Below are 14,174 nucleotides of genomic sequence, written 5' to 3' on the forward strand. Positions count from 1 at the left end.
TCACGTAATCAATCACCCAGTCCTAAACGCTCTCCTGCATAAGAGCCATCTAGTACTCGTTGCCACCAAGTTTGGTTATTTAAATACCACAATACCGTCTTACGAATACCTGACTCAAAGGTCTCTTGTGGTTTCCAACCTAACTCTGCTGCAATTTTAGCGGCATCAATAGCATAGCGTAGATCGTGACCCGGTCTGTCTTTTACATGGGTAATTAAATCAACATATTTCGCCACACCAGCAGGTTTATTAGGATGCAACTCTTCGAGCAATTCACAAATAGTTGTCACTACATCAATATTACGGCGTTCATTATGACCACCAATATTATATGTTTTACCCGGTTGAGCCGTTGTTGCCACTAAATACAATGCACGGGCATGATCTTCAACATAGAGCCAATCGCGAATTTGTTCACCTTTGCCATAAACAGGCAGTGGTTTTCCTGAAATTGCATTCAAAATAATCAGCGGGATTAATTTCTCAGGAAAATGATAAGGGCCATAATTATTTGAACAATTGGTGATCAATGTTGGCAAGCCATAAGTACGCAACCATGCTCGTACAAGGTGGTCACTGGATGCTTTAGAAGCTGAATAAGGGCTACTTGGTGCATAAGGTGTCGTTTCAGTAAAGAAATCATCCGTTCCTTCTAAATCGCCATACACTTCATCAGTTGAAATATGGTGGAAACGAAATGCCGCTTTTTTATCTTCAGGTAATACTGACCAGAAATGACGTGCAGCTTCTAATAAGGTGTAAGTACCAACAATATTAGTTTCAATAAAAGCTGCAGGCCCATCAATAGAGCGGTCAACATGGCTTTCCGCGGCTAAATGCATCACGATATCTGGTTGATATTGCGCAAATAGACTATCAAGTGCAGCGCGATCGCAAATATCAACCTGTTCAAACGCGTAACGTTCACTGTTTGCCACTGGGGCAAGTGACTCTAAATTTCCCGCATAAGTCAGTTTATCTACCACGACGACACTGTCATTGGTGTTATCAATAATATGTCTAACAACCGCGGAGCCGATAAAACCGGCGCCACCTGTGACTAAAATACGTCTCAACGCCATACTCCTTTTGTATCGACAATCCATTTTTGGGTAACTTGGCTACCAGGTATCGCTTTAAACTGTTGATGGTCGACTAACATTAAAACAATATCCGCCTCTTTTAATGCCTGCTCTGTAGAGACTAATTCAGTGATACCTTTTAATTTAGTCGGTAATTCATGAATATTTGGCTCTACGGCAAATGTTTTCCCACTATGCCAGTTAGCAACTTGTTGGGTGATATTCATTGCTGGACTTTCACGTAAATCGTCAATATTAGGTTTAAAGGCTAAACCAAAGCAGGCAATTTTGATCTCGTTAGCACGTTTACCGGTTTCAGTTAAACAATCCGCCACAGCGGCTTTAACTTGATCGATAACCCATACAGGTTTGCCATCATTGACCAAACGGGCAGTATGAATTAAGCGTGATTGTTTAGGATTTTGAGACACGATAAACCAAGGATCAACGGCAATACAGTGTCCACCGACACCAGGACCCGGCTGTAAAATATTCACGCGAGGATGACGATTAGCCAAACTAATTAGCTCCCACACATTAATATCTTGGTCGGCACAGATCAGGGATAACTCATTAGCAAATGCAATATTCACATCACGGAAGCTATTTTCTGTTAGCTTACACATCTCTGCAGTACGGGCATTAGTGATAACACATTCACCTTCAAGGAAAATTTTGTATAACTCGCTGGCACGCTCTGATGATTTACGGTTCATGCCCCCCACAACACGGTCATTGCGGATAAGTTCAACCATCACTTGTCCTGGCAATACACGCTCAGGGCAATAAGCGATATCAATATCGGCATTTTCACCTTGTTGATGTGGGAAAGTTAAATCCTCACGTGCCTGCGCAAGCCACTGTGACATTTGTTCTGTTGTTCCAACGGGTGAGGTTGATTCTAAAATAATCAAATCACCTTTCTTAAGTACAGGTGCTATTGAACGCGCAGCGGCTTCAACATAAGCCAGATCAGGTTCATGCTCGCCTTTAAAGGGGGTTGGAACTGCAATAAGGTAAGCGTCTGCGGGTTGTGGTGTGGTATAGGCTTTTAAATGCCCTTCTTCAACGGCTTGTTTTACCACTTTATCCAGATCAGGTTCAACGATGTGAATTTGACCTTTATTAATGGTATCAACAGCGTGTTGGTTAACATCCACACCAATAACACTTTTTTTACGAGAGGCAAAAGCTGCCGCTGTTGGTAATCCAATGTAGCCGAGGCCGATAACAGAAATAGTTTCAAAACTCATAATGTCACCTGATTATTTTTCAATGCTTCAAGAATACGTTGGCAGGCATGACCATCACCATAAGGATTTGTTGCTTTACTCATTTGGTGATATGCGTTTTCGTCTGTCAATAAAGAGGTTACTTCGCTAACAATACGTTTAGTATCTGTACCCACTAAACGCACAGAACCGGCTTCAACTGCTTCAGGGCGCTCTGTTGTATCGCGCATAACAAGAACAGGTTTACCTAATGAAGGCGCCTCTTCTTGAATACCACCTGAATCAGTTAAAATAAGGTAAGCGTGGTTCATTAAATAAACAAAAGGCAGGTAATCTTGCGGTTGAATTAATTTAATATTATTAATTCCATGCAGAATACGCTTTACGGGTTCACTTACATTAGGATTCAAGTGAACAGGATAGACAACTTCAACATCGGGGTGAGCCAATGCAATCTCTGCTAATGCTTGGCAAATGCGCTCAAAACCACCCCCAAAGCTTTCTCTGCGATGTCCCGTAACTAAGATCATCTTTCTTTCTGGCTGAATAAAGGGATATTGCACAGCAAGTTCATCGAGCAGGGTTTGATTTCCCATCACTCGCTCGCTAACCCAAAATAGCGCATCAATAACGGTATTGCCGGTAACAAAAATATTTTTATCCGCAACCGCTTCTCGCACCAGATTTAACTTTGCAGTTTCAGTGGGAGCAAAATGGTACATCGCCAAATGGCCGGCAATTGTCCGATTCGCTTCTTCTGGCCAAGGAGAATAGAGATTACCGGTACGTAATCCCGCTTCAACATGACCGACGGGGATTTGTTGATAAAAAGCAGCAAGGCTTGCCGCCATAGTGGTGGTTGTATCACCATGTACTAACACAACATCAGGTTGAAATGACGCTAGAACAGGTTTTAAACCTTCTAAAATGCGACAGGTTATATCTGTTAAATCTTGTCCTGGTTTCATAATATTGAGATCATAATCTGGTTTGATCTCGAAAAGATTTAATACCTGATCAAGCATTTCTCGATGTTGGGCCGTAACACAAACTTTCGCCTCAAACGAATCATCATTTGCTAAAGCGTGCACTAAAGGTGCCATTTTGATCGCTTCAGGGCGTGTGCCAAAAACAGTCAACACTTTCACAGTGGCTCTCTTTTTTCTTTGTTATATTGCTTATTTTTGGGAAAGCAATATGCCCTTATTCTCAGGGGCATCAGGTGAAAATACACCTGATGTCTCGTTATTATTAAAATGATAAAAAGGTAATAATGATTATTTTTTTAATGAACTACGTCTGACTAATGCCACACCCGCGCCCACTAAAACACCAATAGCACCCCAAAGCACCATCATAAAGGCACGGCGAGGACTATCTCGTTTCACAGGATCTTCAGGTGTACGTAAGAAACGGTAAGTTTGGAAGTTATCTTGTAATTTAGCACCTACCGCGAGGGTGGATAACATTGCCGTATTTTGATCATAATCACTATCAAAATCTGGTCCTGTTGCCATTAATGTTTCTAACTGTGATTGCAATAAAGGCACGCCGAGTAGAAACAGCTTCGAATCCGGTAATTCATCTATCGCAATCGAGGTCTGTTTTTGAGAAATACCTTGTTTCTCAGCAACTTTAATCGATTGTTTGAGTAAATTAATTTGTCGTTGATAAGCAGCTTGAGCGGCCATTTCTTGGCGTTTCACTAAGGCTTTCATCGATTGTGTTCGAGTTGCCCATGCGGCAATCACTTCTTCATTTAGATGCTCTGCCGCACGTTTATTCGCAAAAGCGATATATTCATTGAGCAGTTGACTCGAATCGTTGGCCGTTTCAGCAATGAGTTTCAATTGATCATTAACCAATTTCTTCTCATCAGCCGGTGTAAATTGAATATTATTGATGAGCTCATCTAATAATGCCGCGTCTGCTTGCGCATCATTTTCTTTACGTTGTTTGTAATAATCCGTTTGCAGCCAAAACTCACGTCGTGTATCAAAAGCTGAAATCTGTGTTACAAACTCTTGATAAGCTTCATCAGGGATACTTAACTGAGAAACAGTCACAGACGGATTAATTTGCGTATCAAGATTACGTAAGAACTGAGACTGAGAATAATAACTACCTAAATTATTCACAGTAGGTCTCTCTGTCATCGCAATAGCGCTCCATTTAGGTTGCATCAAGTAAGATGCCCCTAATGCAATCAGCGCAAAAAGCAGCGCGAACCCTATTATCCAGCGTTTTCCTGACCATAGTGCACAACAAAGACCTCGAATATCGAGTTCATTATCGGGTGAAAACCCCTGTCGGGAGACGTTATTTTCCGAGTTCATCACGTTAAAAGACCTCTGCTTATTTAATGCTTAAGTTGTGTCGCTTTACGTAGGCGACGTTTATATCGTTTAATAAAACGAGCGACTCGCCACGCGCGTTTAATGCAATAACCGTACATAACAAAAGCAAGCAAAAACAATGCCAACATTACCCATTCTGGTACAAAAGATAAGTTTTCACCAATAATACCAATAGCGGCCAACACCGCGGCTGCAAGCGTGATCAAAACAAAAGCTTGGCGAGGGGTAAAACCTGCTCGCATAATTAAATGGTGGATATGTTGACGGTCTGGTGAAAAAGGACTCATTCCTTTACGTAAACGGCGGTACATAATTGCCACCATATCCATAAGAGGAATAGCAATGATCCATAATGCAGTAACCGCATTGATTGGATGAGGATCAACTTGAGTAGAGGAAATTAATAGCCAAATAATAGTAAAGCCTATTAGCGTACTTCCCGCATCGCCCATAAAGACTTTAAATTTTTTACCACAAACACCAAGGTTTAACATGATATAAGGTAAAATCGCGGCAATAAATGAGAAGCACCAAAACGCAAGTGCAGAGCTTCCACTTTGGTAAAGTAAAATACCCAGCGCACCAAACGAAACGCAAGAAAGACCGCCTAATAAACCATCAATACCATCCACCATATTAAAGGCATTGATTGCAGCCCAAACAGCAAATAGCGTGACGATATAACCAAAAGGCCCTAAATGCATATCCCAAGGCCCAAAAGCATGACCAAGTGATTCAAGTTTTAAACCACCGAATACCATCATAGCAATACCCACTAACGCTTGGATAGTTGCCCTGATTTTGACACTGATATCATAACGATCATCAAGCGCACCGATAAAAACAAGTATCCCCGCACAAATCAAATACAGCTCTTTGTGAGGAATGTAGATATCTGAAACATAAAAAGCGAAAACAATACCAAAATAGACTGAAATCCCACCTACAAGGGGGATCAACCCATGATGTCGTTTACGATAGTTAGGTTTATCTACGAGTCCAATCTTCTTTGCCACCTTACGAGCTACAAATAGGAAAGCGAAAGAAAATAGGAACACGTAAAAAACATTTGTGCTCATTTTTAGTATATCCACAGTACTGTTCTCTATAATAAATATAGCTGGTTATTTACCCATCCATGTGTTTTTTATTCTTTCTCCAGCTTGTACCACGACGAGTTTACTCAGTAACCCACCACCCTTTATCAATAATAAATTTTCCTTAACTATTTTTATTGATGTTATCGCTATTTTTATTAAAACTATAAATATGCAATATACATACCAAATTATCATTTTGCGATGATAATAAAAGACCTAAGTCCAATGTAAAAAAAACGCCACTGACTTGTGGCGTTTTTATCATATCGTTAATTACACAAAGTAAATGAGTTTAACAACCTCTAAATTGGTGTGATATCACTTATTTTTCTATCATCAACACAATTTTTTCTTTTTTTGTTGTCTCTCTCAATTTTGTAATAACACTTTATGAGCGTTTCATAAAGTCGAAGAATTCTTCATTTGTTTTTGTCATCGCTAATTTATTAATGAGGAATTCCATTGCATCAATCTCACCCATTGGGTGGATAATTTTACGCAGGATCCACATTTTTTGTAACTCATCTTGCGATGTCAGTAATTCTTCTTTACGTGTTCCTGAACGGTTGTAATCAATTGCTGGGAATACTCGTTTTTCTGCAATCTTACGCGACAGGTGTAATTCCATATTACCTGTACCTTTAAACTCTTCGTAGATAACTTCATCCATCTTAGAGCCAGTATCAACCAATGCAGTCGCAATAATGGTTAAACTACCACCTTCTTCTACATTACGAGCAGCCCCGAAGAAACGTTTTGGACGATGTAGCGCGTTCGCATCCACACCACCGGTTAATACTTTTCCTGAAGAAGGTACTACGGTGTTATAAGCACGGGCTAAACGAGTAATAGAGTCTAATAAAATGATAACGTCTTTTTTATGTTCTACTAAACGCTTGGCTTTCTCAATAACCATTTCCGCTACTTGCACATGACGAGATGCTGGCTCATCAAAGGTAGAGGCAATAACTTCACCTTTAACTAAACGTTGCATCTCTGTGACTTCTTCAGGACGTTCATCAATAAGAAGTACCATTAATACGCAATCAGGATAGTTATGAGCAATGTTGGCCGCAATATTTTGTAGCAACATTGTTTTACCCGCTTTTGGTGGGGCAACGATTAAACCACGTTGTCCACGACCAATAGGTGCAGCCAAGTCGAGTACACGGGCAGTTAAATCTTCGGTAGAACCATTACCACGTTCCATACGTAAGCGGTTATTAGCATGTAATGGTGTTAAGTTTTCAAAGAGGATTTTACTGCGGGCGTTTTCTGGTTTGTCAAAGTTAACTTCATTCACTTTAAGGAGGGCAAAATAGCGTTCACCTTCTTTAGGTGGGCGAATTTTCCCTGCTATGGTATCACCAGTGCGAAGGTTAAAACGACGGATTTGACTTGGAGAAACATAGATATCATCTGGGCCAGCAAGGTAGGAACTGTCTGAGGAACGTAGGAAGCCAAAGCCATCCTGTAGTATTTCCAGCACTCCATCACCGAAAATATCTTCTCCACTTTTGGCATGTTGCTTCAAGATAGAGAAAATGATGTCTTGTTTTCTCATTCGAGCTAGGTTCTCTAGCCCCATATTTTCGCCAAGTGCTATCAGTTCTGATACCGGCGTATTTTTTAATTCGGTAAGATTCATAATGGTGGGTTCTTAATAACTCGGGGTAACTCTCGAACTATGAACGTGAATAGTATAACAGCGAATCGCTGTCAGTTTCGTCATGTGTAAAATTACAGATTACTACTTTATAACATCAGTATAAACATCGTGATAATGTTAGAAAGCATGTTAATGCTATATAGACCAGTCACAACACTGTCCCCAGAAAGTGACATCCATTGCCGTAACAAGATGATTGTACTTTCAGTTATGGGTTAGGAACATATATAGAAAAATTATATTCCTTGAATACTATAGATTATTCTAAGACAACCGGACTGGTTAGATGAATTCAGATTACTTATAGTTTATTCAAATACAATATTCAAATAGTTTATATCAAAGCTCTAACAATCTGAACCTGATATTTAATATCTCAGACTTATTAACCATGTCATATCATATGACCAATAAAATCCGCTATATTATGTAAGTAAGTGGCGCTAACTTATCATGCTTCGAAGCGGACGTCTAGCGGTCAGTAACAGAAATACCAACAAGATCTAAACGTCCTTCGTTATTTTGGTGCTTTAAATCAAATTAGATATTTTCGTCTAAGAACTCTTTTAATTGAGTTTTTGACAATGCACCAACTTTAGTCGCAGCAACTGCACCATTTTTGAATAAAATCAGTGTAGGGATACCACGAATACCGTATTTTGGTGCTGTCGCAGGGTTTTCATCGATATTTAGCTTCGCAACTGTTAATTTACCCGCGTATTCTGTTGCAACTTCATCTAGAATAGGAGCAATCATTTTACATGGGCCGCACCATTCAGCCCAGAAATCAACGAGCACGGGGCCGGTTGCTTGTAATACATCAACATCGAATGTGTTGTCAGATAAGTGAAGGATTTTATCGCTCATTGTTCTACTCCAAAGAATAATATTGACCGTACCAGTGTAACATTAAATAACAAAAGACTATCAGCATTTCAGCGGATATCCTTTTGTAATGCAACCTATAACTGATATTCTATTACATTATGAGCAAAACATATTTGACAGAAAAGAAGTTTTCCGACTTCGCCTTGCATCCAAAAGTGATAGAAGCCCTTGAGAAAAAAGGGTTCTCTAATTGTACACAAATTCAGGCATTGACGTTACCTATCACTGTGAAAGGTCATGACATTGCTGGGCAAGCCCAAACAGGAACAGGAAAAACGTTGGCGTTTTTAACCTCGACGTTTCATTATCTTTTAACTCACCCTGCAAAAGAAGGGCATGAAAAGAATCAACCTCGTGCACTGATTATGGCGCCAACGCGCGAATTAGCTGTGCAAATTTATACAGATGCACAACCTTTAGCACAAAGCACTGGTGTTAAAATGGGTCTAGCCTATGGTGGAGATGGCTATGACGAACAACTTAAAGTATTAAATAACGGTGTAGATATCGTTATCGGTACCACGGGCCGTTTAATTGACTATGTAAAACAAGGTCACATTAATCTTAACGCTATTCAAGTTGTCGTACTTGATGAAGCAGACAGAATGTACGATCTGGGCTTTATTAAAGATATTCGCTGGTTATTCCGTCGCATGCCAAATGCCGCAGAGCGTATGAATATGCTCTTTTCCGCCACACTCTCATATCGTGTCAGAGAGTTAGCTTTCGAGCAGATGAATAACCCTGAATATGTAGAAGTTGAACCTGAACAAAAAACTGGGTTTAGCATAAAAGAAGAGCTGTTCTATCCTTCTAATGAAGAAAAAATGCGTCTTCTGCAAACCTTAATTGAAGAAGAGTGGCCAGAGCGCTGTATTATTTTTGCTAACACCAAACATCGTTGTGATGATATTTGGGCGCATCTTGCCGCAGATGGACACCGCGTAGGTCTATTAACAGGTGACGTGCCACAGAAAAAACGTCTGCGTATCCTAGAAGATTTTACCCAAGGTAATATTGATATTCTTGTGGCAACCGATGTTGCAGCTCGTGGTCTTCATATACCTTCTGTAACACATGTCTTTAACTATGATTTACCTGATGACTGTGAAGATTATGTACACCGTATAGGTAGAACTGGACGTGCGGGTAAAAGTGGTAACTCTATTAGCTTAGCCTGTGAAGAATACGCGTTGAATTTACCGGCGATTGAGACCTATATTCAACATGCTATTCCTGTTAGTAAATATAACAGTGATGCATTATTAACTGATTTACCTGAGCCAAAACGTCGTCATCGTCCTCGTCAAGGTCAGCCTCGTCGTAATAATTCGGCACCTCGTAGAGGAAATAATACTCAACGTAATAACCGTAATAAACGCCCGAGTCACTCATAAATTATGCTGAAATCCTCATCACTTTATGCTGCTATCGATTTAGGCTCTAACAGCTTTCATATGTTAGTCGTTCGTGAAATCGCGGGATCTATCCAAGTATTATCTCGCGTTAAACGTAAAGTCAGACTTGCTGCTGGCCTAAATAAAGAAAACGAGCTGTCAGAGCAGGCTATGGAGCGTGGTTGGCAATGCTTGCGACTGTTTTCTGAATATCTCAGAGATATTCCCGCAGAACAAATCCGAGTCGTTGCAACTGCGACCTTACGTATTGCTAAAAATGCAGATATTTTCGTCGCTAAAGCGTCTGAAATATTAGGCAATACGGTTCATGTTATCAGTGGTGAGGAAGAAGCACGCCTTATCTATCGTGGTGTTGCCCATACAACGGGTGGTGCAGAACAGCGCTTGGTGGTAGATATTGGTGGCGGTAGCACAGAATTAGTCACCGGTACGGGGGCTAAAACAACACAGCTAATGAGTTTGAGCATGGGTTGTGTAACATGGCTAGAGCGCTATTTTAGCGATCGCTCATTAACAGAAGAAAACTTTGCTCAAGCACAACAGGCAGCAAAAGCTATCCTTGCACCTGTGGCAAAAAAACTTATCCAACAAGGTTGGCAGGTTTGTGTGGGGGCATCGGGCACCGTTCAAGCATTACAAGAGATCATGATTGCTCAAGGAATGGATGAATTAATTACCTTACCTAAATTAGAGCGACTGAAACAAAAAGCCATTGAGTGTGGCAAGCTTGAAGAGTTAGAAATCGAAGGCCTTACTTTCGAAAGAGCGCTTGTTTTCCCTAGCGGATTAGCCATTCTGATCGCTATTTTTGAAACCCTGCATATTGAAAATATGATCTTAGCCGGTGGTGCACTACGTGAAGGCTTAGTCTACGGTATGTTGCATTTACCTATTGAGCAAGATATTCGTCAACGTACTTTGCGTAATATTCAGCGCCGTTTCCAAATTGATATTGAGCAAGCCCATCGTGTTCAACAATTAGCAGAGCATTTTTTCATTCAAGTCAGTAAAAGTTGGCAATTAGATAATCGCTGTCGAGAGCTACTTTCCAGCGCTTGTGCCTTACATGAAATCGGCTTAAGTGTTGATTTTCGCCAAGCGCCTTCACATGCCAGTTATTTAGTTTCTCACCTTGATTTACCTGGTTATACACCCGCGCAACGACGTTTAATCGCCTCATTTTTAAGAAATCAGAAGGGGATTATCGATCTCGCACCTTTGAATCAGCAAAATGCGCTACCGATAAATCAAGCATACCGCTTGGTACGTTTACTTCGCCTAGCAATTATTTTTGCCAGTCGTCGTCGTGATGATACTTTACCTGCACTGCGTTTACGTACTGAAGATGAAAAATTAATCATTACCTTGCCACATCAATGGATTGCTGAACATCCTTTACGTGCGGAAAATCTTCATGAAGAGATGCAGTTACAAAGCTACGTTCATTGGCCATTAATGCTTGAAGAGCAAAATAACTCACGCATAGGTTAAAACGTCTAACTAGATTCAAAATAATCCCTTACTTATCATGCAAGTAAGGGATTTTATTTTTTACTGACAGACAGCTAAGGTTTATGTCTCGCCAACATCGCTTTAAGCCCAGCGACCCCTTTTTGCCCTTTTTCTTGCTTTTCTTGAGCACTTAACACTTTCTTTTTATTGGTATCCCAATGGAGATCGTCTTGAGGCAATTCATATAGAAAACGACTGGGCTCTGGACGAATTAATTCACCGTATTGACGTCGCTCTTTACATAATGTGAAAGTTAATGTCTTTTGTGCTCGAGTAATACCGACATAAGCTAAACGCCGCTCTTCTTCAACGTTATCTTCATCGATACTACTTTGATGAGGCAAGATCCCCTCTTCCATGCCAACCAGAAAAACATGTGGAAATTCCAGTCCTTTTGAGGCGTGAAGTGTCATTAATTGCACTTGATCTAACTCTTCATCGGTTTCGCCACGCTCCATCATATCGCGCAGAGTAAAACGGTTGACCACTTGAGAGAGCGTCATGGGTTCATGTAGCTCATCCCCCTCAAGCATTTCACTCATCCAAGAAAAAAGCTGGTTAATATTTTTCATTCTCATTTCAGCCGCTTTCGCGCTACTAGAGGTTTCATATAACCAACTTTCATAATCCATTTCATGAAGCAAATCACGTACAGCAAGCAAAGGCTCACGCTCTGATTGTTGTACAATTCGCGCCATCCACTGTGAAAAAGCCTGTAATGCACTTAAACCTCGCCCTGTTAACGTTTGGCTTAATCCCAAGTCAAAACAAGCATTAAATAAGCTTTTATCACGGACTTTAGCCCACTCCCCCAACTTTTGGATAGTCATCGGGCCTATTTCACGACGAGGCTTATTGACGATACGTAAGAATGCAGCATCATCATCCGGATTAGTGATCACTCTTAAGTAAGCCAAAATATCCTTGATCTCTTCACGGGAAAAAAACGAGGTTTCACCCGAAATGCGATAAGGAATGCGATTTTGCATCAAATACTTTTCAAAAATACGCGACTGGTGATTACCTCGATAGAGTATTGCGTAATCTTTATAATTAGTTTTATTAATAAAATGATGGGCAATCAGTTCCCCCGCTACACGCTCAGCTTCATGCTCTTCATTATTAGCGGTTAATACTCGTAGCTCATCCCCATAACCTAATTCTGAAAACAGCCGTTTTTCAAATACATGGGGATTATTTTCAATTAAAATATTAGCTGATTTTAAAATACGCCCTGATGACCGATAATTTTGTTCCAGTTTGATCACATTTAGCTGTGGGAAATCTTTTTGCAATAGCACCAGATTTTGGGGACGCGCACCACGCCATGAATAAATAGACTGATCATCATCCCCCACCACAGTGAAACGGGCTCTTTCGCCCACTAACCATTTCACCAACTCATATTGGCTTGTATTGGTATCTTGATATTCATCCACCAGCAGATAACGAATACGCTGTTGCCAGCGCGCCCTGACTTCTTCATTAGTACGTAATAGCAAGGTAGGCTTACTGATTAAGTCATCAAAATCCAATACATTACAGCTTAGTAAATGTTGCTCATAACGTCGAAAACACTCGGCAAAAGTATGATCTTGTTGCGATTGTGCTCTACCAATCACTTGCTCAGGTGTAAGCATGTCATTTTTCCAGTTAGAGATTTGACTCTTTAACTGTGATAGCAAATCTTTATCTTCTTCTAATAAATCTACCGTTAATTCTTTTAATAATGCGGATTGGTCTTGATCATCAAACAAAGAAAAGTTGGATTTTATGCCTAATGCTTTGTATTCTCGCTTAATAATCTCCAATCCTAATGTATGGAAGGTCGAGATCATTAATCCTTTCGCCTCTTGTTTTCCCAATGTTTGAGCAACACGCTCTTTCATTTCACGCGCCGCTTTATTGGTAAAAGTCACCGCAGCAATCTGCTTAGCAGAATAACGGCATTGACGAATAAGGTAAGCAATTTTATTGGTTATCACTCGTGTTTTACCCGAGCCGGCTCCCGCCAAGACCAGACAAGGACCTGACACATATTCAACTGCTTTTTGCTGACCGGGATTTAATCGCATACTTTTTCCAAACTTCATTAACCAAGAATATCACGGGGAGTCATTGTAGCAGAAAGCGCATAGGAAAATGGTTCAGTTTTTTGAGCTTTATTTCTCTAGGTAAAGGAAGTTTAACCTTGTTTAATAAAGTTTTACTTTGTATAATATTCAAACAAATATGGAGGTGTATATTATGAGTATAAAAAGCGAATTAATAGCCACTAAAGTTGATATAGAGCTCAAAGAGGCTTTTGTTGCAATAGCTCGAAATAAACACAGACCAGCCTCTCAAATCTTAAGAGATCTCATTCGAGTTTATGTGGAAAGTAATCAAACACAACCAAATGAAAAAACATTAAACACTTTTGCAAAAACAGATAAAGGTGATGATGTTTTTTATGCTGAAGATGCCCATGATTTATTCAAAAAATTGGATATCTAAATGCGAAAAGTGAGTTATTCAGGACAATTTAAAAAAGACTTAAAACTCGCAGAAAAGCGAGGAAAGGATATTAATAAACTAAAAGAGATTATATTACTATTAGTGCAAGGAAAACGACTACCTGCTCAATTGAAAGATCATCCATTAACAGGAAACTGGAAGCCTCGTCGAGATCTTCATATCGAACCTGATTGGCTACTTATTTATAAAATAGACAATGATACTGTTCATTTTGACAGAACTGGCTCACATTCTGATTTATTTAAATAAAAACCACATATCAAATTGATAGATATGTGGTTTTATCTTTTTAAAATATATTTAGCACTTATTTTTCTAAACTATCTATTTCAAGATATTGACATCCTCCACGCCCTAAAGGACGTGGATCCCTACTGCGTTCAGACTGATGTCTGAATC

General features: G+C 40.0%; 12 protein-coding genes. 4 read left to right on the forward strand and 8 right to left on the reverse strand.

Features of this window, described 5'->3' with window-relative positions:
- Window positions 1-8: 8 nt before the first annotated feature.
- From rffG to trxA, 7 genes are all read right to left on the reverse strand, one after another.
- Window positions 9-1,082, reverse strand: a complete 1,074-nt coding sequence (gene rffG, locus AACU95_RS06700; RefSeq protein ID WP_012368702.1) for a dTDP-glucose 4,6-dehydratase — start codon at window positions 1,080-1,082, stop codon at window positions 9-11.
- Window positions 1,073-2,335: a UDP-N-acetyl-D-mannosamine dehydrogenase gene (gene wecC / locus AACU95_RS06705; RefSeq protein ID WP_004246348.1), complete on the reverse strand. Its 1,263-nt coding sequence runs from the start codon at window positions 2,333-2,335 to the stop codon at window positions 1,073-1,075. Before wecC ends, rffG begins: the two co-directional genes overlap by 10 nt.
- Window positions 2,332-3,462, reverse strand: a complete 1,131-nt coding sequence (gene wecB, locus AACU95_RS06710; protein WP_004246349.1) for a non-hydrolyzing UDP-N-acetylglucosamine 2-epimerase — start codon at window positions 3,460-3,462, stop codon at window positions 2,332-2,334. Before wecB ends, wecC begins: the two co-directional genes overlap by 4 nt.
- Window positions 3,463-3,591: 129 nt before the next feature.
- Window positions 3,592-4,650 carry an ECA polysaccharide chain length modulation protein gene (gene wzzE / locus AACU95_RS06715; RefSeq protein ID WP_004249670.1) on the reverse strand — a complete coding sequence of 353 codons (1,059 nt, stop codon included), beginning with the start codon at window positions 4,648-4,650 and terminating at the stop codon, window positions 3,592-3,594.
- A gap of 23 nt (window positions 4,651-4,673) precedes the next feature.
- Entirely contained in the window at window positions 4,674-5,765 is a 1,092-nt protein-coding gene (gene wecA, locus AACU95_RS06720; RefSeq protein WP_004246352.1) for a UDP-N-acetylglucosamine--undecaprenyl-phosphate N-acetylglucosaminephosphotransferase, read from the reverse strand.
- A 394-nt stretch (window positions 5,766-6,159) separates the two neighbouring features.
- Window positions 6,160-7,419, reverse strand: a complete 1,260-nt coding sequence (rho, locus tag AACU95_RS06725; RefSeq protein ID WP_004246354.1) for a transcription termination factor Rho — start codon at window positions 7,417-7,419, stop codon at window positions 6,160-6,162.
- Window positions 7,420-7,980: 561 nt separating this feature from the next.
- A complete protein-coding gene (gene trxA / locus AACU95_RS06730; RefSeq protein WP_004246355.1) occupies window positions 7,981-8,307 on the reverse strand; it encodes a thioredoxin TrxA in 327 nt (108 codons plus the stop codon).
- 119 nt (window positions 8,308-8,426) lie between these two features.
- Here trxA and rhlB point away from each other — a divergent pair, with 119 nt between their 5' ends.
- Window positions 8,427-9,725, forward strand: a complete 1,299-nt coding sequence (rhlB, locus tag AACU95_RS06735) for an ATP-dependent RNA helicase RhlB (RefSeq protein ID WP_004246356.1) — start codon at window positions 8,427-8,429, stop codon at window positions 9,723-9,725.
- Window positions 9,726-9,728: 3 nt separating this feature from the next.
- Window positions 9,729-11,237 carry a guanosine-5'-triphosphate,3'-diphosphate diphosphatase gene (gppA, locus tag AACU95_RS06740; protein WP_161737207.1) on the forward strand — a complete coding sequence of 503 codons (1,509 nt, stop codon included), beginning with the start codon at window positions 9,729-9,731 and terminating at the stop codon, window positions 11,235-11,237.
- 74 nt (window positions 11,238-11,311) lie between these two features.
- Here gppA and rep read toward each other — a convergent pair whose 3' ends face one another.
- Window positions 11,312-13,333, reverse strand: a complete 2,022-nt coding sequence (gene rep, locus AACU95_RS06745) for a DNA helicase Rep (RefSeq protein WP_004249673.1) — start codon at window positions 13,331-13,333, stop codon at window positions 11,312-11,314.
- A 172-nt stretch (window positions 13,334-13,505) separates the two neighbouring features.
- Between rep and AACU95_RS06750 the strand changes: the two genes are divergently transcribed.
- Together AACU95_RS06750 and AACU95_RS06755 are read left to right on the forward strand one after the other, a co-directional pair.
- A complete protein-coding gene (locus tag AACU95_RS06750; protein ID WP_004253075.1) occupies window positions 13,506-13,754 on the forward strand; it encodes a hypothetical protein in 249 nt (82 codons plus the stop codon).
- A complete protein-coding gene (locus tag AACU95_RS06755) occupies window positions 13,755-14,024 on the forward strand; it encodes a type II toxin-antitoxin system YafQ family toxin (protein WP_004246360.1) in 270 nt (89 codons plus the stop codon).
- The last annotated feature ends 150 nt before the right edge of the window (window positions 14,025-14,174 follow it).

This window comes from Proteus sp. G4415 (genome assembly GCF_963896075.1).
In the GTDB taxonomy this organism is placed as follows: domain Bacteria; phylum Pseudomonadota; class Gammaproteobacteria; order Enterobacterales; family Enterobacteriaceae; genus Proteus; species Proteus mirabilis.

Bases quoted from the DNA above. Each gene is read 5' to 3' on its own strand.
- wecC (WP_004246348.1), bottom strand. From the start codon at position 2,335: ATGAGTTTTGAAACTATTTCTGTTATCGGCCTCGGCTACATTGGATTA.
- AACU95_RS06755 (WP_004246360.1), top strand. From the start codon at position 13,755: ATGCGAAAAGTGAGTTATTCAGGACAATTTAAAAAAGACTTAAAACTC.
- rep (WP_004249673.1), bottom strand. From the start codon at position 13,333: ATGCGATTAAATCCCGGTCAGCAAAAAGCAGTTGAATATGTGTCAGGT.
- rhlB (WP_004246356.1), top strand. From the start codon at position 8,427: ATGAGCAAAACATATTTGACAGAAAAGAAGTTTTCCGACTTCGCCTTG.
- rffG (WP_012368702.1), bottom strand. From the start codon at position 1,082: ATGGCGTTGAGACGTATTTTAGTCACAGGTGGCGCCGGTTTTATCGGC.
- AACU95_RS06750 (WP_004253075.1), top strand. From the start codon at position 13,506: ATGAGTATAAAAAGCGAATTAATAGCCACTAAAGTTGATATAGAGCTC.
- gppA (WP_161737207.1), top strand. From the start codon at position 9,729: ATGCTGAAATCCTCATCACTTTATGCTGCTATCGATTTAGGCTCTAAC.
- rho (WP_004246354.1), bottom strand. From the start codon at position 7,419: ATGAATCTTACCGAATTAAAAAATACGCCGGTATCAGAACTGATAGCA.
- trxA (WP_004246355.1), bottom strand. From the start codon at position 8,307: ATGAGCGATAAAATCCTTCACTTATCTGACAACACATTCGATGTTGAT.
- wzzE (WP_004249670.1), bottom strand. From the start codon at position 4,650: ATGAACTCGGAAAATAACGTCTCCCGACAGGGGTTTTCACCCGATAAT.